The organism is Streptomyces sp. NPDC051677, assembly GCF_044453465.1.
GTDB lineage: Bacteria > Actinomycetota > Actinomycetes > Streptomycetales > Streptomycetaceae > Streptomyces.
Window position 1 is genome coordinate 79492 of sequence record NZ_JBITCT010000002.1, and the last position, 23196, is coordinate 102687.

Sequence of the window (23196 nt, forward strand, 5' to 3'; positions counted from 1 at the left end):
TTCCCCCCTCAGGGGTGGCGAGAATCACGCTTCAGCAGGCGGGCGGATTTCACCATGCGGACGCGTCTCCGGACGGAAACCCGCCCGTCATGCCGCCCGACACGGCACCCGTCGCGCCGCCCGACATGGCACCCGTCGTGCCGCCGGTCATGCCGCCCGCCATACGAGCGTGCCTCACACCCCCAGTGCCAGCAACCGCTCCTCCACCCGCTCCGGTGCGTACAGGTGCTCCACGACCAGCGCACCCGCTCCCACCAGCCCCGCCCGCTCCCCCAGCCGCGAGGTCACGACGTCCAGATGGGCCGTGGAGCGGGGCAGCGCCCGCTGGTAGAGCAGCTCGCGCACGCCCGTGAGGAAGGCGGTTCCGGCCAGATCCCCGGCGATCATCAGGACCCCGGGGTTGAGCAGCGTCACGACCGTCGCCAGCACGTCACCGACGCGGCGCCCCGCCTCACGGGCCAGCGCCGCCGCCTCGGGGTGCCCGGCGGCGAGCAGGTCGCGCACATCCGAGCCCGAGGACGCCGGTATGCCCGACTCCGCGAGCCGTCGCGCCACGGCGCCACCGCTGGCGACGGCGGCGAGACAGCCGTAGGAGCCACAGCGGCACAGTGCCTCCGCTCCCACCCGGATGTGCCCGATGTCGCCGGCGCCGCCGTCCACGCCACGGAAGATCGAGCCGTCGACCACGACCCCGGCGCCGATGCCCGTGGACACCTTGACCAGCACGAACGCCGAGCAGTCCACGTATCCGGTGCGCTGTTCGCCGTACGCCATGAGGTTGGCGTCGTTGTCGACGAGCACCGGGACCGCCGGCGCCCCGGTGCGCTCCGTGAACGCTCGCGCGAGGCGGCCCCGTATGTCGTAGCCGTCCCAGCCGGGCATGATCGGCGGCTGGACGACCCGGCCGGTCTCGCTGTCGACGGGGCCGGGGACGGCGAGTCCGATGCCGCAGACCTCGTCCGGCCGGTGGCCCGCCTTCTCCAGCAGCTCGGCGAACCAGCCGCCGAGTTCGCCGAGGACGGCGTCCGGGCCGTCCTCGATGACCAGGGTGCCGCCGCGCTCGGCCAGGATCTCGCCGGTCAGGGTCAACACGGCCGCCCGAGCGTGCCGGGTGTCCAGGTCCGCGGCCAGGACGACCGCGTGGGCGTCGTCGAACTCCAGGGTGATCGAGGGGCGGCCGCCGAGCGGGGAGTCGACCGGGCCGCCGGCGCCCTCGCGCAGCCAGCCCGCGCGGAAGAGACGCTCCAAGCGCTGGCCGACGGTCGCGCGGGAGAGGCCGGTGGCCTGCTGGAGGGCGCCTCGTGTCGTCGCCCGCCCGCTGCGCACCAGTTCGAGCAGATCCCCGGCGCTGGCCTGACTGCCCGCCCTGCCGGTCCGTCCCGAACGCCCGGTCATGCGCACCCCCTTGTGTTTCCCAAGCTTGCATTACATATTGAGTTTTGCGTGTTAAATAGACGTAACCCTACGGTAGCCGCTGCCGAACCAGTCGGCCTTGTCGTCTTCGGGGAGCCCCGAGTGGATCGCACCGCCCAGCTCATCGCCCGCCCGGCGGAGTACGCCGTTGCATACGATCCGGCGGCTCCGCCGGGCGCGCGGCGCCTCAGGGCACTGCGAGCCGGGGCGGCAGCCGTGCTGGAGGGCAACTGGACCGGCACGTCGACCGTGCCGTCGCGCCGGCTGTACCCGCACCAGTGGTCCTGGGACTCGGCGTTCATCGCGATCGGGCTCAGGCACGTCTCGCCGCGCCGGGCGCAGACGGAGCTGGAGACGCTGCTGGCCGCCCAGTGGGACGACGGACGTGTCCCGCACATCGTCTTCAACCCCTCCGTACCGCTCGACGCGTACTTCCCGAGCCCCGACTTCTGGCGCTCCTCGACCGCGGGACGCGCTGCGGGCGCCCCGCGCACCGTACAGACCTCCGGCATCGTGCAGCCACCGGTGCACGCGCTCGCGGCCTGGCTGGTGCACCGCGCCGACCCGGGGCTCTCCCGGGCGCGCGGCTTCCTCGCCCGGGTCTATCCCCGGCTCGCCGCCTGGCACCGGTACCTGCTGCACCGGCGGGACCTCGGCGGGGGCGGGCTGGTGTCGGTCGTCCACCCCTGGGAGCAGGGCATGGACAACGCGCCGAGCTGGGACGCGCCGCTCGCCCGGGTCACCCCGGCCCCGGCACGCTCCTTCCGGCGCGCCGACCTCGACCACGGCGCGGCCCAGGACCGTCCGACGGACCTGGACTACGGGCGGTACGTGCGGCTGGCCACGGAGTACCGAGACGGCGGCTATGCCGACGGGGGCGGGGAGTTCGCCGTCGAGGACCCTGCCTTCAACGCGCTGCTCATCGCCTCCGAACACGCCCTCGCACGGATCGCACAGGAGCTGGGCGCGGCGGCCGGCGCCCGCCACGCGCGCGCGGAACGCCTGACGACGGCCCTGGTCGAGCGGCTGTGGGACCCGGCGGCGGGCATGTTCTTCTGCCGGGACGTGCAAGGGGTGCGGGACGCCGGACAGGGCGGTCCGGGCGGTCCCCTCGGTGGTCCGGGCGGCGGTCCCGCCGGTGGTCCGGGCGGCGGTCCCGCCGGCGGTCCCGTCGGTGGTCCGGGCGGTGGTCCGGGCGGGGGTCCCGTCGGCGGTCCCGCCGGTGGTCCGGGCGGGGGTCCCGCCGGTGGTCCGGGCGGGGGTCCCGCCGGTGGTCCGGGCGGGGGTCCCGGCGGTGGTCCGGGCGGCGGTCCCGTCGGTGGTCCGGGCGGGGAGCTGATTCGTGAGCGTGGGGTCTCCGGGCTCGTGCCCCTCCTCCTGCCCGGCCTGCCGCGCGAGGTGGTGACGGCCGTCGTGGGCGCCCTGCGCGGCCCGCACTTCGGGCTCGGCACGACCACCCGCCTCGTCCCCAGCTACGACCTGCTCGGCGAGGCCTTCGACCCGCACCGCTACTGGCGCGGCCCGGCCTGGTTCAACACGAGCTGGCTGCTGGAGCGCGGTCTGCGGCTGCACGGCCACCAGGCCGACGCCGACGCCTTGCGCCGGGCGGTGCTGGACATCGCGGCCGGCTCGGACTTCGCGGAGTACGTCGATCCGTACACCGGCGAGGCCTGCGGCGCGACCGGCTTCAGCTGGACCGCCGCGCTCACGCTCGACCTGCTGCACCGAAGCGAAGCGATTGCCTTCAAGGGAGGGGACCGGGGATGACGGACCGGCATCATCTGCTCGTGTACGGCGGGACGTTCGCCGCCGTGGGCGACCGCGGGGACATCAGCGGCGTACGGGGCTCCGGCACGGCCTCCGGGTCCCCGGAGGGGTTATTCGTCCGGGACGCCCGGCACCTCAGCCGCTGGCAGCTGACGGTCGACGGCGCCGTGCCGGAGGCGCTCGCGCCGGTCGCGGACGGCGACGTCACGCGGTGCGTGCTCGTGCCGCGCGGCGGACGCAACGAGCCGCCGTCCTGCACGCTGTTCCGTGAACAGGCCGTCGGCGACAGCTCGTTCGTGGAGTCGCTGCGGGTCGTCAGCAACCGGCCGGTGCCGACGACGGTCCGGCTCGCGGTCACCGCCGACGCCGACTTCACCGACCAGTTCGAACTCCGCTCCGACCACCGCACGTACGCGAAGACCGGGGTCGTGCGCCGCCGCCAAGTCCTCGACGACGGAGTGGAGTTCACATACCGGCGCGGTGAGTGGAAGTCCTGCACGACGGTGACGGCCGAGCCCGCGCCGGACGGCGTCGAGGAGACCGGCACCGGGGCCCGCCGTCTGGTGTGGACGCTGGAGCTGGAGCCGCACGGCTCGGCCGAGCTGACCCTGCGGGTGATGGCCCGGCCGCACGGCGAGAAGCGGGCCCTGCGGGTGCCCCGCTCCCCGGCCGCGGTGGCGGAACAACTCCGGGTGCAGGAAAGCGAGTTCATGGAGGGCGTGGCCTTCCCGACCGGCTGGCCCGAGCTGGCCGCCGCCTGCGTCCGCGGGCTCGCGGACCTGGCCGCGCTCCAGGTGCAGGCGACCGGACCGGACGGCGAGGAGCTGCGCGTTCCCGCGGCGGGCGCCCCCTGGTTCCTGACCCTGCTGGGCCGCGACGCCCTGCTCACCTCGCTGTTCACCCTCCCCTACCGGCCGCGCCCGGCCGCCGCCACGCTGCTGGCGCTCGCCGCCGGGCAGGCCACCGAGACCGGCCGGGACTCGGTGTCCCAGCCCGGGAAGATCGTGCACGAGGTGCGGCACGGCGAACTGGCCCACTTCGGACAGGTCCCGTTCGGCCGCTACTACGGTTCGGTGGACGCGACCCCGCTGTTCCTCGTCCTGCTCGGCGCGTACGTCGAGCAGACCGGCGACGCGGCGACGGCCCGCCGCCTGGAGCCCAACGCCCGCGCGGCGGTGGGCTGGATGCTGGACCACGGCGGGCTCACCTCCCGCGGCTACCTGGTCTACCGCGCCGACAACGGCGGCCTGGCCAACCAGAACTGGAAGGACTCCCCCGGCGCCATCTGCTCCGCGGACGGCGCCCGCGCGAGCGGGGCGGTGATGGCGGCGGGGGCTCAGGGGTACGCGTACGATGCGCTGCGCCGTACGGCGTGGGTGGCGCGCACGGTGTGGCAGGACGAGACGTACGCGGCGCTGCTGGAGCAGGCCGCCGCCGATCTGCGGGACCGTTTCCAGCGGGACTTCTGGATGTCGGACCGCTCGTTCCCGGCGCTCGCGCTGGACGGCGAGGGCCGTCAGGTCGACGCGCTCGCCTCGGACGCCGGGCATCTGCTCTGGTCGGGCCTGCTCGACAAGGAGTACGGGGAGGCCGTGGGCCGACGGCTGGTGGAACCCGACTTCTTCTCCGGCTGGGGCGTGCGCACCCTCGCCGCCGGCCAGGCGGCGTACCACCCCCTGTCCTACCACCGCGGTTCGGTCTGGCCGCACGACAACGCGCTGATCACGCTGGGGCTCGCCCGCTACGGCCTGCACGACGAGGCCCGTACGGTCGCCCACGCGCTGGTCGACGCGGCGACCGCGACCGGTCACCGCCTGCCCGAGGTCCTCGCGGGCTACGGCCGCGACACACACGCGCAGCCGGTACCGTACCCCCACGCGTGCGTACGGGAATCCCGCTCGGCGGCGGCCCCGTTGGCGCTGCTCACGGCAGTCGGGGGCGCGTGACGTTCCCTCCCCGGGGGTGCTTGGCGTGACGTTTGCGCGGTGTTTGCCGAGCACTGGCCGAGGGGGCTGAACGCGGGCGAAGGGCAGGCCGTACGAAACTGTGGCGGATCCGACCCCCATCGGATCCGCCGAACCGCCGGGCTTCGTACGGAAGGACCCTCGGGTGCCTGTCTCCACTCACTCATCCCAACACCCCGCTCCAAACCCCCCCGAGGACGACCCCGCGACGACCCCAGACCCGCAAACCCTGACGGGAACCGCCGACCCGGCGAAGCCGACCCCGGAGCCGAAAGCCCCAAAGACGAAGGCTGCCGAGACGAACGCGCCAGAAACGGCGACCCCAGAACCTACGTCCCCGGTGACAGCGGAGTCCATGACAGCGCCCCCGGAGACAGCGGAGCCGGGGACAGCATCCCCGGGCGGTGCGGCCCCGGAGCCCGCCGCGGCCGAGTCGGGCGCGGCGGAGCCGAAGCCCCCGGCGGAATCGGCCGCGGCGGAGCCGAAGACCCCGGCGGAGTCGGCCGCAGCGGAGCCGAAGGCACCGGCGGAGTCGGCCGCAGCGGAGCCGAAGGCACCGGCGGAATCGCACTCGGCCGAGTCGAAGGCCCCGCCAGAATCGGGCCCGGCGGAGCCGAAGGCACCGGCGGAATCGGGCGCGGCGGAGCCGAAGGCACCGGCGGAATCGCACTCGGCCGAGTCGAAGGCCCCGCCAGAATCAGGCGCGGCCGAGTCGAAGGCACCGGCAGAGCCGAAGGCTCTCGCGGAATCGGACGCGGCCGAGTCGGGGACAGCGTCCCCGGGCGGGGCGGCCCCAGAGCCCGCCGCGGCCGAGTCGGGCCCGGCCGAGCCGAAGACCCCGGCGGAATCGCACTCGGTCGATTCGGAGGCCCCGCCAGAATCGGGCCCGGCGGAGCCGGAGGCCCCGGCAACGTCGGAGGCCACGCCAGAATCAGGCGCGGCGGAGCCGGAGGCACCGGTGGGATCGGGCGCGGCGGAGTCGGAGGCGGCGGCGGGATCGGGCGCGGCCGAGCCGGAGGCACCGGCGGAATCGGCCGCGGCGGAGCCGGAGGCCCCGGCAACGTCGGAGGCCACGCCAGAATCAGGCGCGGCGGAGCCGGAGGCACCGGTGGGATCGGGTGCGGCGGAGTCGGAGGCGGCGGGGTCGGTTTCTGCGGGCGGTGAGAGTTCGCGTGGGCGGGCGCGGGGGGTCAGGGCTCGGGTTGGGTACTGGTGGGGGTGGCGGGGGCGGCATCCTCGGGTTGCTCGGGTGGTGTGGTGGGCCGGGACCGTGCTCGCTCTGGTGCTGGTGCTCGGGGCGTTGGTGATGCCGAATCGTCTCTTCGCGGTTCAGGTGAACCGGTTCCTGCGGCTGCCCGGTGAGGCGATCATCGGTGCGGCCGTGCTGCTGGCGCTGCCGCGCCGGCCGCGGGTGGCGCTGGCGGCGCTGGCCGGCGCCGCGCTCGGGGCGCTGACCGTGCTGAACCTGCTCGACATGGGGTTCGTGGAGTACCTGGGCCGCGACTTCAACCTCGTCCTGGACTGGGGTCTGCTGGACGACGCCCAGTCGTACGTCGCGGACTCGATGGGCGGGACGGTCGCGCTCGCGGCGGCGATAGGCGTCGTCCTGCTCGTCGTACTGGTCATGGTGATCATGGCGCTGGCGGCGGTCCGGTTGAGCGGCATCCTGGTGAGCAACACCCGGCAGGCGACCCGGGGCACGCTGATCGCGGGCACCGCCTGGATCACGTGCTCCGTGCTCAGTCTGCAGTACGCCGGGATGCCGGTCGCCTCCGACCGGGTCGCGCACACGGTCGCCTCGGAGGCCCGGCGGGTGCGTGACACCCTGCGGGACGAGGCCGCGTTCGGGAAGGAGGCCCGCGCCGACGCGTTCGGCGCGACCCCGGCCGACCAGCTCGTGCCGGACCTGCGCGGCAAGGACATGATCTTCACGTTCATCGAGAGCTACGGCCGCAGCGCCATCGAGGACCCGGTCATGGCGCCGGGCGTCGACAAGACCCTCGACGTGAGCACGCAGGCCCTGACGAAGGCCGGCTTCCACGCGAAGAGCGGCTGGCTGACCTCGGCGACGTACGGCGGCAGCAGCTGGCTCGGTCACTCCACCACGCTGTCCGGGCTGTGGGTCGACAACCAGCAGCGCTACCGCACGGTGATGGCGAGCGATCACCTGTCCCTGACCAAGGCGTTCAAGAAGACCGGCGCCTGGGACACCGTCGGGATCATGCCGGGTGTGCAGAAGGGCTGGCCGGAGCAGAAGTTCTACGGCCTGGACAAGGTCTACAACGCCTTCCAGATGGGCTACCAGGGGCCGAAGTTCAGCTGGTCGACCATGCCGGACCAGTACGCCCTGGAGGCGTTCCAGCGGCTGGAGCACAGCCGCACGGACCGCGACAAGCCGCTGATGTCGGAGATCATCCTGACCTCCAGCCACCAGCCCTGGGCGCCGATCCCGAAGATGGTCGGCTGGGACGACCTCGGCGACGGCTCGGTCTTCGACGGCATCGAGAAGGCCGGCAAGAAGGCGTCCGAGGTCATCGCCAACAGCGCGAAGTCCAAGGAGGAGTACGGCAAGTCCATCGAGTACTCGGTGACCGCCCTCACCCAGTGGCTGGAGCGCTACGGCACCGACGACACCGTCCTGGTCTTCCTCGGCGACCACCAGCCCATAGCCCGGGTCAGCGGCAACAACGCCAGCCGGGACGTGCCGATCTCGATCGTCGCCAAGGACCCGAAGGTCCTCGACAAGATCGCCGCCTGGAACTGGACGGACGGCCTGAAGCCGGCCCACAACGCGCCGGTGTGGAAGATGAGCTCGTTCCGCGACAAGTTCCTGACGGCGTACGGGTCCACCCCGCACCCTTCCGGGAACTGACCCCGGTCGCCGGAATTGACCCCGGCCGCCGGAACCGACCTCAGCCGCCGGAGGTGTCCAGCTCCGCGTCCTCGCTGATCCCCGCGCAGTCGTAGGGGTCCTTCAGCCAGCCGTCCGGCAGGACGACCCGGTTGTTGCCGGAGGTGCGGCCGCGGGGGCCGTCGGCGCCGGTGGGCCAGGGCTGGTCGAGGTCCAACTCGTCCAGCCCTGCGCTCAGTTCCGCCAGCGAGGAGGTGATGGCGAGGCGCCCCCGCATCTCGGAGCCGACGGCGAAGCCCTTCAGGTACCAGGCGACGTGCTTGCGGAAGTCGATGACCCCGCGCGCCTCGTCGCCGATCCACTCGCCGAGCAGGGTGGCGTGCCGGACCATCACGTCGGCGACCTCGCGCAGGGTCGGCGCACGGAAGTCGTCCCGTCCCTCGAAGGCCGCCACCAGGTCGGCGAACAGCCAGGGCCGGCCCAGGCACCCGCGGCCCACGACCACCCCGTCGCAGCCGGTCTCGCGCACCATCCGCAGCGCGTCCTGCGCCGACCAGATGTCGCCGTTGCCGAGGACGGGGATCTCCGGGACGTGCTCCTTCAAACGGGCGATGGCCTCCCAGTCGGCGGTGCCGCCGTAGTGCTGGGCGGCCGTACGACCGTGGAGTGCGATCGCCGTGACGCCCTCCTCGACGGCGATGCGGCCGGCGTCGAGGTAGGTGATGTGGTCGTCGTCGATGCCCTTGCGCATCTTCATCGTGACCGGGAGGTCGCCGGCGCCGCTCACCGCCTCGCGCAGGATGGCGCGGAGCAGGTTCCGCTTGTACGGGAGGGCCGAGCCGCCGCCCTTCCTGGTCACCTTCGGGACCGGGCAGCCGAAGTTCAGGTCGATGTGGTCGGCGAGGTCCTCTTCCACGATCATGCGGACGGCCTTGCCCACGGTGGCCGGGTCGACGCCGTACAGCTGGATCGAGCGCGGCTTCTCGGTCGCGTCGAAGTGGATCAGCTGCATGGTCTTCTCGTTGCGCTCGACCAGCGCCCGGGTCGTGATCATCTCGCTGACGAAGAGACCCTTGCCACCGCTGAACTCTCTGCACAGCGTGCGGAAGGGCGCGTTGGTGATCCCGGCCATGGGGGCCAGGACGACGGGCGGCTGGACGGCGTGCGGGCCGATCTGCAAGGGGGACACGGGCGTGGGCATTGCTCCATTCTCACGCACCGGACGGAGTGCCGCGAAAATCATTAGTTAGGCGTACTATTCACGCATGCCCGAGCTCAGCCCCCGACGACGCCTCCTCGTCCTCGCGATCTGCTGCATGAGTCTGCTGATCGTGAGCCTCGACGTCACCGTCCTGAACGTGGCGCTGCCCTCGATGCAGAGCGACCTGCACGCCACCACCGCCGGCCTGCAGTGGACGATCGACGCGTACACGCTGGTGCTGGCCGCGCTGCTGATGCTGGCGGGCTCGACCGCCGACCGGATCGGCCGCAAGAAGGTCTTCATGGCCGGCCTGGTCGTGTTCTCGCTGGGCTCGCTGCTGTGCTCCGTCGCGCCGAGCCTGGAGCTGCTGATCGCGGCCCGCATGGTGCAGGCGGTCGGCGGCTCGATGCTGAACCCGGTCGCCATGTCGATCATCACCAACACCTTCACCGACCCGCGCGAGCGCGCCCGGGCGATCGGGGTGTGGGGCGCGGTGGTGGGCATATCGATGGCCGCGGGCCCGCTGCTGGGCGGACTGCTGGTGGAGTCGGTGGGCTGGCGCTCCATCTTCTGGCTCAACCTGCCGGTCGGCCTGCTGGCCCTGCTGGCGACCCTGCGCTACGTCCCCGAGTCCCGTGCGCCGAAGGCCCGCCGTCCCGACCCGGTAGGCCAGCTGCTGGTCATCGCCCTCTTCGGCTCCCTGACCTACGCGATCATCGAGGCGCCGGAGTCGGGCGCCGCGACGAGCGGCCCCTTCGCCGCCGTCGCGCTGGCCGCGCTCCTCGGCCTCCTGTGGTACGAGCCCCGACGCGACGAACCCCTCCTCGACCTGCGGTTCTTCCGCTCGGCTCCGTTCAGCGGGGCGACGGTCGTGGCGATCAGCGCGTTCGCCGCGCTGGGCGGGTTCCTCTTCCTCTCCACCCTGTACCTGCAGAACGTGCGCGGTCTGGACGCCCTGCACGCCGGTCTCTGGATGCTCCCCATGGCCGTGCCGACGTTCCTGTGCGCCCCGCTGTCCGGGCGGCTCGTCGGCAGCCGGGGCCCACGTCTGCCCCTGCTCATCGCGGGCGTCGCGATGTCGACGAGCGGTCTGCTGTTCGCCGCCTTCGACGCGGAGACGTCCGATGTGACGCTGTTCCTCGGGTACGTGCTGTTCGGCGTGGGCTTCGGTTTCGTGAACGCGCCGATCACGAACACGGCGGTGTCGGGCATGCCGCGCAGTCAGGCGGGGGTCGCGGCGGCCGTCGCCTCCACCAGCCGCCAGCTAGGCCAGACCCTGGGCGTCGCGGTCGTCGGCGCCGTCCTGGCGGCGGGCGTGAGCACCTCGTCGTACCGCGACACGTTCGCCTCCGCCGCCGTCCCCGGCTGGTGGATCCTCACCGGCTGCGGCCTGGCCGTCCTCGTCCTGGGGGCCGTCACCACGGGCCCGTGGGCCAGGCGCACGGCGGAACGCGCCGCCCAGCGCCTGCAGGCCCCGGAGATCCGGGAGACGACGAGCGTCAACGCATGAGCGCGCCCTGATCCGACGCAGTGCTCACATCGCTGTCGGAGAAGTCGAAGAGGGCGAGGGCGGCCACCCCGATGCCGAGCAGCGCCACCGTGCCTCCCCCGCCTGCGGAGACGGCCGCGAGCGGGGAGGCGCCGAGCACGGCCGCGGTGAGGCCGCAGACGAAGCCCAGCACGAGCGAGATCAGGACGCAGAACGCGAAAGCGATGAGCCTCTTCTGGTTGGCGCTCACCGATGCTCCTTCTTCTGGAGCAGGTGGCCGGTGAGCGCGGACGGGCCTCGACCGGCCACCCGCGCAGGCGGATGACATGTGCTCCCCCGTTCCCCCGCGTCAACCGACGCAGCTCTCAGAGGAGTTGGCCAAGTCGCCTTGCGCTCAACTCATTTGTAGCCCAACTCAGTTATGAGCCAACTCTTTTGCGAAGGTAGCACAGCGCCGGGCGCCGCGACATGCCCCGAAGTCATCGGGACAGCGGTCCGCCGACAGCGCCCCGGGCGAGTGCGTACAGCTTCTCCAGGCGTTCTCGGGTCTCCTCGTCCGTCGGGACGTACGTCACCATGCGCGCCCCGTGATCCGGGTTCAGCCAGAGGTCGGTGTGGGTGACGGTGAGGAGGCCGACGTGGGGGTTGCGGAACTGCTTGGTCTTGCCGCGGGACCCCACGACCTCGTAGCGCTCCCAGTTCTCGCGGAACTCCGGGGACTCCGCCTGCAGACGCTTGACCAGCATCTTCCAGGCCGGTTCGGAGAGGTGGCCGGCCATGGAGGCACGGAGTTTCGCGGCCATCAGGCGCATCGACTCGTCGAGGCGGACGACCGACTCGCGCCACTGCGGATGGGTGTGGATGAGGATCATGCAGTTGCGGTCCTCGGGCGGCACGGCGTCGAGGTCGCACAGCAGGTGGGCGTAGGTGCGGTTGTAGGCCAGGATGTCGTAGCGGCTGTTCTGGACGCAGGCGGGCATGGGGTCGAGCTGGTCGAGCAGCGTGCGTACGGCGTCGGAGATGCCGGTGCAGGAGGAGGCCGGGGTGGGGTCCGTGGAGCCGGCGAGCTGGAAGAGGTGGGCCCGCTCGCTCGGGTCGAGCCGCAGGGTGCGTGCAAGGGCGTCCAGGACCTGCACCGAGACATGGATGTCCCGGGACTGTTCGAGCCACGTGTACCAGGTGACGCCGACCGCCGAGAGGTGCGCGACCTCCTCGCGCCGCAGTCCTGGCGTGCGGCGGCGTGCTCCGCGCGGGAGGCCGACCTGCTCGGGCTTGATGCGCTCGCGGCGACTGCGCAGGAAGGCGGCGAGCTCGTGCCGCCGGACCTCCGAGCCGGCGGTCTCGCGGGCCGGCGTCCCGGTGGGCGTCTCGTAGGCCATCGTCGTCATGCCTCCAGCGTGCCGCCGCCCGGACCCTGTTGCCAGGTACTCCTTGTACCAGGATAAGAACACTCTGGTACCCGGCTGAAGGGCGGCGCAAGCTCGACGGCGTGACCGAGACAACGACTACCACCACGACCACCGCCACGACCACCGCCACGACCACCCGCCCACCGGGCGACCGTACTTCGGCGCCGGCCCACGCTCTCGGCTCCCTCGGGCTGTTCACCGTGCTGCTCGCCGCGGCACTCCCCCTCATCGACTTCTTCATCGTCAACGTCGCCCTGCCCACCATGGGCCAGGACCTCGCCGCGAGCGAGTCCGTCCTCGAACTCGTCGTCGCCGGATACGGGCTCGCGTACGCCGTGCTGCTCGTCCTCGGCGGTCGGCTCGGCGACCTGTTCGGCCGGCGCCGGCTCTTCCTCGGCGGCATGGCGGCCTTCGGCCTGACCTCGCTGGCCTGCGGACTCGCGCCCGACGCGTGGTCGCTGGTCGCGGCGCGGGTCGCGCAGGGCGCGTCGGCCGCCGCCATGGTCCCGCAGGTGCTCGCCACCATCCAGTCCACCACCGAGGGATCCCGCCGCGCCAAGGCCATGAGCCTCTACGGGGCCACCGCCGGGCTGTCGATGGTGGCGGGCCAGATCCTCGGCGGGGTGCTGGTCTCGGCGGACATCGCGGGCACCGGCTGGCGTTCGGTGTTCCTCGTGAACGTCCCGGTCGTCGTCGTGGGACTGGTCCTCGCCGTCCGCACGGTCCCCGAGACCCGCTCCCAGCATCCCGAACCGGTGGACGGGCCGGGCACGGCCCTGCTCGCCGTCGCCCTGCTGACGCTGCTCGCCCCGCTCACCGAGGGCCGCGCGGCGGGCTGGCCCCTCTGGACGTGGCTGTCCCTGGCGGCGTTCCCGCTGGTCGCAGCGGCCTTCTACGTCGTCGAGCGCCGCGCCGACCGCAACGGCCGTACCCCTCTGATCCCCCCGAGCCTGCTCGCACTCAGCACACTGCGGCGCGGTCTGACGCTCATGGTGCCGTTCTCGATCGGCTTCAGCGGGTTCATGTTCGTCGTGGCGGTGGCCCTGCAGAGCGGGGCGCGTCTGGGCCCGGTCCAGGCCGGTCTCGCCCTGGCCCCCATGGCCGTGGCGTTCTTCGTGGCCTCGCTCGCCGGCCCCCGGCTGGTGACCCGGTTCGGGGCGCGGGTGGTGACGGCCGGGTCGATGCTCCAGGGTGTCGGAATCCTTCTGATCGTGCTGACCGTGCGCGCCGACTGGCCGGACATCGGCTTCGTCGAGCTGCTGCCGGGCGCGGCGGTCGCCGGTGCGGGGCAGGCGCTCCAACTGCCCGTCGTCATGCGGATCGTGATGTCCGAGGTGCCGCCGGCCCGTGCGGGCGTCGGCAGCGGCGTGATGGTGACCACCCAGCAGACGTCGCTGGCGCTGGGCGTGGCCACCCTCGGCACCCTGTTCCTCTCCCTGGTCCCGGGGATGGGCATGCGGGACGCCCTGGTGACCACGCTGGCCGTGCAGTTGGCCGGGGTGGTCGTGACGGGGCTGCTGAGCCTGCGGCTGCCGCGCAAGGTGGGCTGAGTCCGGCGGCGTTCAGGGAACGGCTTGGACAACGCGTGGGGCCGGACCCCCTGTTGATGTTGGTCTTGCTGCACACTCCTTCCTGCACACTGCTTGCTGCGCGGGCAGACCCGATGCCCAGGACGCTCGGACGCTGGAGGCGTCATGCTGGAGATCAACACGAGCAAGGTGAGCCGCTGGGACCAGCACGGACGGGAGCACGTCGTCAGGGTGCAGCGGGCCGGAGTGCAGCGCACGATCAGATGTGACACGTGCGGCTGGCGCAAGGGGGCGCAGTTCCTGCCCTGGCTGAAGGCGGAGGAGCACCTCGCCGAGGCCCACCAGGCGACGGTGGACCCCTCGGAGGGCCGCGAGTCCGGATGACTTCCGGGCCTCGATGACTTCCGGGCCTCGATGGCTTTCGGGCCTCGATGACTTTCGGGCCTCGATGACTTTCGGCCGTCCGGGGAGTCGTATTCCTGAAGCGAAGGACTCCGCGAGGACGCGCACCGGAAGGCCGGCCATGAGCACTCTGCACAGGACCCTGCGACAGTACGTCGACGACGGCACCGTCCCGGGAGCGGTGGGCCTGGTGGCCCGCGGCGACGAGGTGGAGGTGGTGACCGTCGGTGCGCAGGACGCCGACGGCACGGCCCCGATGACCCGGGAGTCCCTCTTCCGCATCGCCTCGATCACCAAGCCGGTCACGGCGGCGGCGCTGCTGACGCTGGTGGACGACGGGACGGTCGGCCTCGACGCGCCGGTGGCCGAGTGGCTGCCGGAGCTCGCGGAGCCCATGGCAGTCCGGACGCCGTCAACTCCCGTCGACGACCTGGTCCCGGCGGCCCGTCCGATCACGGTCGAGGACCTGCTGAGCTCGCGCCCGGGCTGGGGCTTCCCGTCGGACTTCGCCCTCCCCGCCGTGCAGGCCCTCTTCGCCGTGCAGAAGGACGGCCGCTTCCCGCAGGCCTATCCCGACCCGGACGCCTGGCTGACGGACCTGGCCCGCGTCCCCCTCCTCCACCAGCCGGGCGAGGCCTGGCTGTACGGCACGGCGTCCGACCTGCAGGGCATCCTGATCGCCCGGGCGTCGGGCCGCAGCCTGCCCGAGTTCCTCGCGGAGCGGCTGTTCGAGCCCCTGGGCATGACCGACACGGCGTTCGAGGTCCCGAAGGGGAAGCGGGACCGTTTCACCACCGCGTACCGTCCCGACGGCGTGGGCGCGCTGGTGGTGTCCGACACCCCGGACGGCGAGTGGAGCAGCGTGCCGAGGTTCCCGTCGGGCGGCGGGGGCCTGGCATCGACCGCCGACGACTGGCTGGCCTTCGCCCGCCTCCTGCTGAACGCGGGCGAGGCCCGCGGCCGTCGCATCCTCTCCCCCACCTCGGTGAGCCGTATGACGACCAATCACCTGACGGCGGCCCAGCGCGACCTCGGCGCGCTCTTCATGGAAGGCCAGGGCTGGGGCTACGGCGGCCAGGTCGACGTCTCCCCCATCGACCCGTGGAACGTCCCGGGCCGCTACGGCTGGGTCGGCGGCACCGGGACGACGGCCCACATCGTCCCGCAGACGGGCACGGTCACGATCCTGCTGACCCAGGTGGCGATGGAGAACCCGACCCCGACCCCGCTGATGCGGGACTTCTGGCGGTGCACGGCCAAGTAGGGGCCAGGGAGCAGGGGTCAGTGGCAGTGGCCGTGCCGGCCGAGGGTCTCCACGGGGATCGCGCCGGGACGGGTCCACTGCGGTACCGGGCGGCTGGTCGGACCCCAGGTCGGGTTCCCGTCCGCGTCCGAGCGCCAGGACCAGCACGAGCTGCCGCCCGTGGGCCAGTCCTCCGGGTTGTCCTCCCATGCCTCGCCGCGGCCGTAGGGCGTCATGTCGAGCAGGCCCAGGGACCCGTTGACGCGCTCGTTGCCGCGGCCCGTCGTGGAGTAGGTGAGGAACACGCGGTCGCCGTCGCGCAGGAAACAGGTGAGGTATCCCATGCTGCCGCCGGCCGGACCGTCCACGCCCCGCACCGAGTACCAGGGCTGGGTGTAGCCCATGAACTCGACGAAGGAGGCCACCTCGTCCCACGGGCCCGTGGTCAGGACCGCGAACGACACGCCTCGGGCGTTGAGGTAGGCGGCGTCCTGCAGATGCCAGGCGGTGGTGGTGCAGCCCTCGCACTGCCCCTGGTGCGGCGTGCCGTCGTACCACATGTGCTTGTAGACCACGAGCTCGTCGCGGCCCTGGAACAGGTCGAGGAACGGGACCGGGCCGTCGGGTCCGACGACCTCGACCGTCCCGTCGAACTCCACCATCGGCAGCCGGCGGCGGGCCGCGGCGATCGCGTCGCCCTCGTGAGTGTGGGCCTTCTCCCGGACGAGCAGCTCGTCACGTGCGGCCTGCCAGGCAGCCAGGTCGACGACGGGCGGGCGGCCGGGCGGTGCGGTGGTCGGGTCGGTGGTCAAGGCTTCCTCCGGGGTGTCTCGTACCGGGTGAGCGTCGTACGACGTCGTACGACGCTCACCAGAACAGACTCACGACTCCGCCGAAACTCATCGGGTGGCGCAGCACGGAGTATCCCAAGAGGAGATGTGCGATACGTCCCCTTACGCTCCGAATATGCCCCCTACGCGTGCACGTACCGGCGTCATGGTGACGCTTCTCGGCCTGGTGGCGGTGCTCGGGATCGTGTGGCTCATCAGATCCGCCACCACGAACAGCGAGAACACCTCCGGCGTGGACACCCACACCAACTCGGCCGGCACGCCCGACGGCGGCGAGACCGGCGGCGGTGACGGTGACACCCCGGACGGGAACGGCGACGGAACGGCCACTGACGGCGGGGGGACGCCGAACGGGGGTAAGACGCCGGGGGGCGGGGGCCATCGGTCTGTCCACCTGAACGGCGTGAACCTCCAGGGCGGCGGAGACCGCGAGGGCTGCGTGACCGTCATCAACAAGACAGCCACCCCTGCGGTCATCGAGAGCGTCTCCTTCGTCTTCGTCGACCGGCCGCCGACGAAGACGACAGTCAGCTCCGACAACGGCGCGCACTGCTTCCCGGACGAAGCCCCGCCCGACCGCGACACCCCCTGCGACGGCCTCCGGCTGATCGAGGGCAAGCAGTGCCTGACGGGCGCGGTCCTCGCACCGGACGCCGGCCCTGGCGAGTACACCGTCGAGGCAGTGGTCCATACACGGTTCCAGTGCGACAACGACAAGATCGATCCGTGTGATGCCCTGAAGGGCAAGGTCAGCCCACCGCCCAGCCCACAGAACCCGGCGCTGATCCGTAGCGAGGGGGTCACCGAAGACGAGTCGCCCCTCCGGGCAACGATCGTGGTCGAAGGCAAGAGCTCCTCCCCGCCCGAAGACTCGTTCTCACCCGAGACCCCCTCCGTCCCCGAGATCTCCCCCTCCTCCGAGTCCGACAGCCCGCCGCTGCCCGACAGCTCCCCCTCCTCGGAGGGCGGAGAGGACGAGGAATGACGGCGACGGACCCGCCCGAACCCGGGTCCGCCGTCCCGGCCCGGGTCCGGCAGCTCGCGGAGGCGCTGGGCCCGGCGACGCTGGCGACGGCGCTGCTCTTCTACTTCGGCTATATCGCCACCCGCGCGCGGTACGCCTACTTCGGCGTCCCCGTGGACATGACCGGCCGGTCCAACCAGGACCTGATGCTGGACGGCCTGGAGGTGGTCTTCGTCCCGGCGACCATGATCTTCCTCGGCATCATGACGCTCGTCGGGATCCACGCCCTCACCCTGTGGCTGCTGAACCGCAACGCCGACGCGGAGGACGACAGCTCCGCCGCCGCCTTTCTCGCGTACGGCTTCCTGTTGGTCGGCGTCCTGCTGATCGGCAGGGCGCTGATCGGCATCTTCCTCCAGGGCCCCGAGGTCAGTGTGATCATCGGCGCCACCCCGCTGTCGCTGGCCTTCGGGCCGGCGGCGGTGGCGTACGGCGTCTGGATCCACGGCCGGCAGCGCGGGCGTCCGGTGCTGTCGCTGCGCCTGGCCAGGAACGGGGCGATGTGCGCGATCGCGCTGGGCGTGGCAGGGCTGTTCTGGGCGTCCACGCAGTTGGCGTGGGCGTACGGCACGGGCCGGGGCAAACAGGACGCGGACGCTCTCGCCGACCGTCCCGAGGTCGTCGTCGACACCAAGGAGCCGCTGGACCGGCTGCCCACCGGGGTGGGATCGAGCAAGCTGGGCGCGGCCGGGGAGAGCGGCCGGACGTTCCACTACCGCTACCGGGGGTTCCGGCTGCTCATGGCATCCGGCGGGCGGCTGTTCCTGGTGACGCCGCAGTGGCAGGCCGGCCGGGACCAGACGGTCGTCCTGCCCTACGGGGACGACATCCGGGTTCAGCTCCTCCCACAGTCCTGATCGTCAGGCCCTCGGCCCTTGAGCCCGCAGTCCGTGCAGCAGCAGGTCCACCAGGGCGCGGAAGTCGTCCTGCGCCCCGGGCCGTTCCCACTCCTGGAAGTAGGCGGGGTCATGGAAGCGGGCGGTGGCCTGGAAGACGGCGCGGGCGGTGGTCGCCGGGTCGGGGGCCGTGAACGCGCCCGCGGTCACGCCCGCCTCGACGATCCGGGCCAGCTGGCCGGTGAGGTCGTCGAGGTGTTCGCCCACCACCGAGCCGCTCTCGCCGGTCAGCACCATGTACGTGGCGAACAGCTCGGGGTCGCCGCCCGCCTTGCGGCGCTTGGCCTCGTAGAGCGCCGCGAGCCAGTCGCGCAGCCGGGTCTCCGGGTCGCGGGTCTCGTCGGCGGTGATGCCGGAGAGGGTCTCGGACGTGCGGTCCAGCCACCGCTTCGTGACCGCCTCGCGCAGCGCCGCCTTGGTGCGGAAGTGGCGGTAGACGCTGCCGTGGCTGACGCCGAGCGCACGGGCCACGTCGACCACGGTGGCCTTGGCCGGGCCGTGGCGTCGCAGCACGTCCTCGGTGGCCTCGAGGATGCGCTCGGCGGTCAGGGTCTCGGTGGTCGGTGGCATGGTCAGACCGTACCCGCAGAGCGGGTCAGCGCTCGCTGTCGAGGTGCGCCATCGCGGCGGCCGCGTAGCGCTCGCCGGCGGCCGCGTCGGCCGGGACGGCCTCCTCGATCGCGGCTCGGTCGGCGGCCTCCAGGACGACGTCCAGCGCGCCCAGCGACTCCGCGAGCCGCTCCCTGGTCCGCGCGCCGATCAGCGGCACGATGTCCTCGCCCTGGGCCAGCACCCAGGCGATCGCGATCTGCGCGACGGAGACGCCCTTCTGCTCGGCGATCTTCCGCAGGGCCTCCACCAGGTTCAGGTTGTGCTGGAGGTTGTCCCCCTGGAAACGGGGGGAGTGGGCCCGGAAGTCGTCGGCGGCGAGCTTGCGGTCGGCGGTGAAGTGCCCGGAGATCAGCCCGCGCGACAGCACGCCGTACGCGGTGATCGAGATCCCCAGTTCACGGGTCACCGGCAGGATCGACTTCTCGATGCCGCGGGAGATCAGCCCGTACTCGATCTGGAGGTCGGCGATCGGCGCGGTGGCGGCGGCCCGGCGGATCGTCTCCGCGCCGACCTCGCTGAGGCCGATGTGCCGGACGTATCCCTTCTCGACCAGTTCGGCAATCGCGCCGACCGTCTCCTCGATCGGCACGTCGGGGTCGAGCCGCGCGAGGCGGTAGACGTCGATGTGGTCGACTCCCAGGCGCTGGAGGGAGTAGGAGGCGAAGTTCCGCACGGCGGCGGGTCGACCGTCGTAGCCGGCCCAGGAGCCGTCCGGCCCGCGCAGGGCGCCGAACTTCACACTGGTCAGGGCCTGTTCGCGGCGGGCGGCGGGCGCGGTGCGCAGCGCTTCGCCGATCAGCAGCTCGTTGTGGCCCATGCCGTAGAAGTCGCCGGTGTCCAGCAGGGTCACGCCGGCCTCGAGGGCGGCGTGGATGGTCGCGATCCCCTCGGCCCGGTCCCCGCCGCTGTACAGCGCGGACATACCCATGCAGCCGAGGCCGAGGGCGGAGACGTGGGGGCCGGTGGTACCGAGGGTGCGGGTGGGGAGCATCATGCCCACCAGCATGGCATGACAGCTGACAGATTTCAATATCTGTCAGTCCATACTTGTCGACGCGACAGGCTTCACCCGCGCCCGGACAATGTGATTTGTCGGCGAACAGTCACCTCCGACCGGTTGGGCTGAGATGGTGCGGTCCGAACTCGACTGGGACGTGGTCCGCAACACCGGCCGGGTGGTCGCCGAGGTCAACGCCGACATCCTGCTCATGGTCGAGGTCGAGGACCGGCTCACCCTGGAACGCTTCAACAGGCAGGTCCTGGCAGGGTCGTTGGGGAAACAGCCGTACCCGTACAGCATGCTGATCGACGGCAACGACCCGCGCGGCATCGACGTCGGCATCCTCAGCCGCCACCCGATCACATCGATCCGCTCGCACATCTTCGACCTGCGGCCCAATGGCGAGCCCGTGTTCAGCCGGGACTGCGTCGAGTTCGAGATCGCCGTCAACGGGACCCCGTTGTGGATCCTCGGCAACCACTTCAAGAGCAAGCGGGGCGGCGGTTCGGCCGGCGCGGCACTGCGGCTGGCCCAGGGCGAGCGGGTCGCCCAGATCTACGGGGATGCCCTGCAGCGCTCGCCACGCGTGTTGGTCGCCGGCGACCTGAACGACTCCCCGGACAGCCCGGCGGTCAAGAAGCTCGCCGCCACCGGCGTGAAGGACGCGATGAGCCACCCCTCCTACACGGGCGACCTCGGCACGTTCGGGACCGGCCACTCGCTCGACCAGAAGATCGACTACCTGCTGTGCTCGCCGGAGCTGTTCGGCAAGGTGCAGCACGTGGACGTGGAGCGGCGCGGGGTGTGGGCGCCGAAGTCGTTCAAGTCCTTCGACACGGTGACGTCAAAGGCGGACGAGGCGTCGGACCATGCGGCGCTCTACATGGACGTCGACTTGTAGCAACAAGCGCGAGGCCGGCCCCGACGGGTTTCCCCGCCGGAGCCGGCCTCGTACGCATGACGCGTGCCGCAGGCGACCAGGACGTGTCCTAGCAGCCGATCAGACGGCCCGCGAGGTAGCCCTCGATCTGGTCGAGGGAGACTCGCTCCTGCTTCATGGAGTCACGCTCACGGACGGTCACCGCGTTGTCGTCCAGGGTGTCGAAGTCGACCGTCACGCAGTAGGGCGTGCCGATCTCGTCCTGGCGGCGGTAGCGGCGGCCGATGGCGCCGGCGTCGTCGAACTCGATGTTCCAGTTCTGGCGGAGGGCGGCCGCCAGACCCTTGGCCTTCGGGGACAGCTCCGGGTTGCGGGACAGCGGCAGGACCGCGACCTTGACCGGGGCGAGACGGTGGTCGAGGCGCAGCACCGTGCGCTTCTCCAGCTTGCCCTTGGCGTTGGGGGCCTCGTCCTCGACGTAGGCGTCGAGCAGGAACGCCAGCAGCGAGCGGCCGACGCCGGCCGCGGGCTCGATGACGTACGGCGTCCAGCGCTCGCCGGCCTCCTGGTCGAAGAAGGAGAGGTCCTGGCCGGAGGCCTTGGAGTGAGCGTTCAGGTCGTAGTCGGTGCGGTTCGCGACGCCCTCGAGCTCGCCCCACTCGTTGCCGCCGAACTGGAAGCGGTACTCGATGTCGGCGGTGCGCTTGGAGTAGTGGGAGAGCTTCTCCTTCGGGTGCTCGTACCACCGCATGTTCTCTTCACGCAGGCCCAGGCCGGTGTACCAGTTCCAGCGCTGCTCCATCCAGTACTCCTGCCACTTCTCGTCCTCGCCCGGCTTGACGAAGAACTCCATCTCCATCTGCTCGAACTCGCGGGTGCGGAAGATGAAGTTGCCGGGCGTGATCTCGTTGCGGAAGGACTTGCCCATCTGGGCGATGCCGAACGGCGGCTTGCGGCGCGAAGTGGTCTGCACCTGGGCGAAGTTGGTGAAGATGCCCTGGGCGGTCTCGGGGCGCAGGTAGGCGATGGAGCCGGTGTCCTGCGTGGGGCCGAGGTGGGTGGAGAGCAGACCGGAGAACTGCTTGGGCTCGGTGAACTGGCCCTTGTTGCCGCAGTTGGGGCAGTTGATGTCCGCCATGCCGTTCTCCGGCATGCGGCCGTGCTTGGCCTCGTACGCCTCTTCGAGGTGGTCCGCGCGGAACCGCTTGTGGCAGGAGGTGCACTCGGTCAGCGGGTCGGAGAAGGTGGCGACGTGACCGGAGGCGACCCAGACCTCGGGGGCCAGGATGACGGACGAGTCGATACCGACCACGTCCTCGCGCGACGTGACCATGTAGCGCCACCACTGGCGCTTCAGGTTCTCCTTGAGCTCGACACCCAGCGGTCCGTAGTCCCAGGCGGCACGCTGTCCGCCGTAGATCTCACTGCAGGGGAATACAAAGCCACGGCGCTTGCTCAGGCTGACGATGGTGTCGATCTTGTCGGCGGCCACGGTGCTCTCTTCATAACGACGACGGGCGACGAAGCGAGATGCTTCCAGCGAAGACTTCAGGGTACCGGCGGGGCCTCCCCCTCGACCAAATCGGTGGCCGTTCGCGGGGGCCATACCGCAGCCCTTCGGGGCTTACCGGGCCCTTACGCCGCCCTCACCCGGATCCTTGTTGACAACGGTTTCCATATTTGTTGAAAATGACTGTCATGAACGTACGACGACTCATATCCGGTACCGCGGTCGCCGCGGCCACCGCCCTCGGCCTCGGCGCCCTGTCCGCCTGCTCCTCCGACAGCGCGGCCGCGGCCAACACGGACAAGTTCGACGTCGTCGCGTCGTTCTACCCGATGGCCTTCCTCGCCGAGCAGATAGGCGGGGACCACGTGCACGTCACCAGCCTCACCGAGCCCGGCCAGGAGCCGCACGACCTGGAGATCAGCGCCAAGCAGACGGCCGCGCTCCAGGAGTCCGACGCGGTGCTCTACCTGAAGAACCTCCAGCCCTCCGTCGACTCCGCGGTGTCCCAGTCCGAGATCAAGACCAAGATCGACGCCGCCTCCCTCACCACGATGGAGAAGCACGGCAACGAGGTCGGCGGCCACGCGGCCGAGCACGACGACCACGAGAACGAGGAGCTGGCCGGCCTCGACCCCCACATCTGGCTCGACCCGGTCCGCTACTCCCAGGTCGCCCAGGGCGTCGGCAAGGCCTTCGAGAAGGCCGACCCGGACCACGCCGCCGACTACAAGACCAACACCGCGGCCCTCGTGAAAAGGCTCGACGCCCTGAACACGCAGTTCAAGACCGGGCTCGCGCACACGAAGACCAAGGTCTTCGTCACCACCCACGCCGCCTTCGGCTACCTCGCCGAGCGCTACGGCCTGACCGAGGAGGCCATCACCGGCCTCGACCCCGACTCGGAGCCCAGCGCCGCCCGCGTGAAGGAGCTTGAGAAGATGGCCGAGGCCGACGGCGTCACGACCGTGTTCTACGAGACGCTCGTCAGCGACAAGACCGCGAAGACCATCGCCTCCGACGCCGGACTGAAGACGGACGTCCTCGACCCGATCGAGGGCATCGTCAAGGGCAAGTCCAGGGGCACGGACTACTTCTCGGTCCAGGAGGCCAACCTCAAGGCGCTGCAGACGGCCCTGGGAAGCACATGACCAGTAC

At 71.5% G+C, this 23196-nt stretch carries 19 protein-coding genes; 11 read left to right on the forward strand and 8 right to left on the reverse strand.

Going from position 1 to position 23196, the window contains the following annotated elements:
* Positions 1 to 174 precede the first annotated feature (174 nt).
* Positions 175 to 1395 (reverse strand): ROK family protein, encoded by a 1221-nt coding sequence (locus ACIBAF_RS03350; RefSeq protein ID WP_399461406.1) that lies wholly within the window; start codon positions 1393 to 1395, stop codon positions 175 to 177.
* 120 nt (positions 1396 to 1515) lie between these two features.
* On the opposite strand from ACIBAF_RS03350, the gene ACIBAF_RS03355 reads away from it, so the two are divergent.
* From ACIBAF_RS03355 to ACIBAF_RS03365, 3 genes are all read left to right on the forward strand, one after another.
* Positions 1516 to 3180 carry an MGH1-like glycoside hydrolase domain-containing protein gene (locus ACIBAF_RS03355; RefSeq protein WP_399461407.1) on the forward strand — a complete coding sequence of 555 codons (1665 nt, stop codon included), beginning with the start codon at positions 1516 to 1518 and terminating at the stop codon, positions 3178 to 3180.
* Positions 3177 to 5126 (forward strand): glycogen debranching N-terminal domain-containing protein, encoded by a 1950-nt coding sequence (locus ACIBAF_RS03360; protein ID WP_399461408.1) that lies wholly within the window; start codon positions 3177 to 3179, stop codon positions 5124 to 5126. Before ACIBAF_RS03355 ends, ACIBAF_RS03360 begins: the two co-directional genes overlap by 4 nt.
* Positions 5127 to 6252: 1126 nt before the next feature.
* On the forward strand, positions 6253 to 8016 hold the full coding sequence (locus tag ACIBAF_RS03365; RefSeq protein WP_399461605.1) for a CDP-alcohol phosphatidyltransferase: 1764 nt from the start codon (positions 6253 to 6255) through the stop codon (positions 8014 to 8016).
* Positions 8017 to 8056: 40 nt separating this feature from the next.
* On the opposite strand, the gene dusB is transcribed toward ACIBAF_RS03365, so the two are convergent.
* Entirely contained in the window at positions 8057 to 9196 is a 1140-nt protein-coding gene (dusB, locus tag ACIBAF_RS03370; RefSeq protein WP_399461409.1) for a tRNA dihydrouridine synthase DusB, read from the reverse strand.
* A gap of 64 nt (positions 9197 to 9260) precedes the next feature.
* On the opposite strand from dusB, the gene ACIBAF_RS03375 reads away from it, so the two are divergent.
* Positions 9261 to 10706: an MFS transporter gene (locus ACIBAF_RS03375; protein ID WP_399461410.1), complete on the forward strand. Its 1446-nt coding sequence runs from the start codon at positions 9261 to 9263 to the stop codon at positions 10704 to 10706.
* Here the strand turns inward: ACIBAF_RS03375 and ACIBAF_RS03380 are convergent.
* Together ACIBAF_RS03380 and ACIBAF_RS03385 are read right to left on the reverse strand one after the other, a co-directional pair.
* Positions 10696 to 10935: a hypothetical protein gene (locus tag ACIBAF_RS03380; protein ID WP_399461411.1), complete on the reverse strand. Its 240-nt coding sequence runs from the start codon at positions 10933 to 10935 to the stop codon at positions 10696 to 10698. The genes ACIBAF_RS03375 and ACIBAF_RS03380 overlap by 11 nt on opposite strands.
* A gap of 229 nt (positions 10936 to 11164) precedes the next feature.
* Positions 11165 to 12073 (reverse strand): helix-turn-helix transcriptional regulator, encoded by a 909-nt coding sequence (locus tag ACIBAF_RS03385; RefSeq protein ID WP_399461412.1) that lies wholly within the window; start codon positions 12071 to 12073, stop codon positions 11165 to 11167.
* Positions 12074 to 12174: 101 nt separating this feature from the next.
* Between ACIBAF_RS03385 and ACIBAF_RS03390 the strand changes: the two genes are divergently transcribed.
* The 3 genes from ACIBAF_RS03390 to ACIBAF_RS03400 all read left to right on the forward strand — a co-directional run bounded on the left by ACIBAF_RS03390 (position 12175) and on the right by ACIBAF_RS03400 (position 15289).
* Positions 12175 to 13644, forward strand: a complete 1470-nt coding sequence (locus ACIBAF_RS03390; RefSeq protein WP_399461413.1) for an MFS transporter — start codon at positions 12175 to 12177, stop codon at positions 13642 to 13644.
* Positions 13645 to 13788: 144 nt separating this feature from the next.
* Positions 13789 to 14007 carry a hypothetical protein gene (locus ACIBAF_RS03395; protein ID WP_399461415.1) on the forward strand — a complete coding sequence of 73 codons (219 nt, stop codon included), beginning with the start codon at positions 13789 to 13791 and terminating at the stop codon, positions 14005 to 14007.
* Positions 14008 to 14146: 139 nt separating this feature from the next.
* Entirely contained in the window at positions 14147 to 15289 is a 1143-nt protein-coding gene (locus tag ACIBAF_RS03400; RefSeq protein ID WP_399461416.1) for a serine hydrolase domain-containing protein, read from the forward strand.
* A gap of 17 nt (positions 15290 to 15306) precedes the next feature.
* On the opposite strand, the gene ACIBAF_RS03405 is transcribed toward ACIBAF_RS03400, so the two are convergent.
* On the reverse strand, positions 15307 to 16080 hold the full coding sequence (locus ACIBAF_RS03405) for a DUF899 domain-containing protein (protein WP_399461417.1): 774 nt from the start codon (positions 16078 to 16080) through the stop codon (positions 15307 to 15309).
* A gap of 154 nt (positions 16081 to 16234) precedes the next feature.
* Between ACIBAF_RS03405 and ACIBAF_RS03410 the strand changes: the two genes are divergently transcribed.
* Complete coding sequence (locus ACIBAF_RS03410) at positions 16235 to 17104, forward strand: hypothetical protein (protein ID WP_399461418.1); 870 nt, start codon at positions 16235 to 16237, stop codon at positions 17102 to 17104.
* Positions 17101 to 18000 carry a hypothetical protein gene (locus ACIBAF_RS03415; protein WP_399461419.1) on the forward strand — a complete coding sequence of 300 codons (900 nt, stop codon included), beginning with the start codon at positions 17101 to 17103 and terminating at the stop codon, positions 17998 to 18000. The genes ACIBAF_RS03410 and ACIBAF_RS03415 overlap by 4 nt, the downstream gene beginning before the upstream one ends.
* 3 nt (positions 18001 to 18003) lie before the next feature.
* Here ACIBAF_RS03415 and ACIBAF_RS03420 read toward each other — a convergent pair whose 3' ends face one another.
* Together ACIBAF_RS03420 and ACIBAF_RS03425 are read right to left on the reverse strand one after the other, a co-directional pair.
* Entirely contained in the window at positions 18004 to 18609 is a 606-nt protein-coding gene (locus ACIBAF_RS03420; RefSeq protein WP_399461420.1) for a TetR family transcriptional regulator, read from the reverse strand.
* A gap of 25 nt (positions 18610 to 18634) precedes the next feature.
* Positions 18635 to 19645: an aldo/keto reductase gene (locus tag ACIBAF_RS03425; RefSeq protein WP_399461421.1), complete on the reverse strand. Its 1011-nt coding sequence runs from the start codon at positions 19643 to 19645 to the stop codon at positions 18635 to 18637.
* Between the two features lie 133 nt (positions 19646 to 19778).
* Here ACIBAF_RS03425 and ACIBAF_RS03430 point away from each other — a divergent pair, with 133 nt between their 5' ends.
* Positions 19779 to 20552, forward strand: coding sequence for an endonuclease/exonuclease/phosphatase family protein (locus ACIBAF_RS03430; RefSeq protein WP_399461422.1), 774 nt, complete (start codon positions 19779 to 19781; stop codon positions 20550 to 20552).
* Positions 20553 to 20640: 88 nt separating this feature from the next.
* Here the strand turns inward: ACIBAF_RS03430 and ACIBAF_RS03435 are convergent, their stop codons facing one another.
* Positions 20641 to 22023 carry a glycine--tRNA ligase gene (locus ACIBAF_RS03435; protein ID WP_399461423.1) on the reverse strand — a complete coding sequence of 461 codons (1383 nt, stop codon included), beginning with the start codon at positions 22021 to 22023 and terminating at the stop codon, positions 20641 to 20643.
* Between the two features lie 206 nt (positions 22024 to 22229).
* Here ACIBAF_RS03435 and ACIBAF_RS03440 point away from each other — a divergent pair, with 206 nt between their 5' ends.
* Entirely contained in the window at positions 22230 to 23189 is a 960-nt protein-coding gene (locus ACIBAF_RS03440) for a metal ABC transporter substrate-binding protein (RefSeq protein ID WP_399461424.1), read from the forward strand.
* Positions 23190 to 23196: the final 7 nt, after the last annotated feature.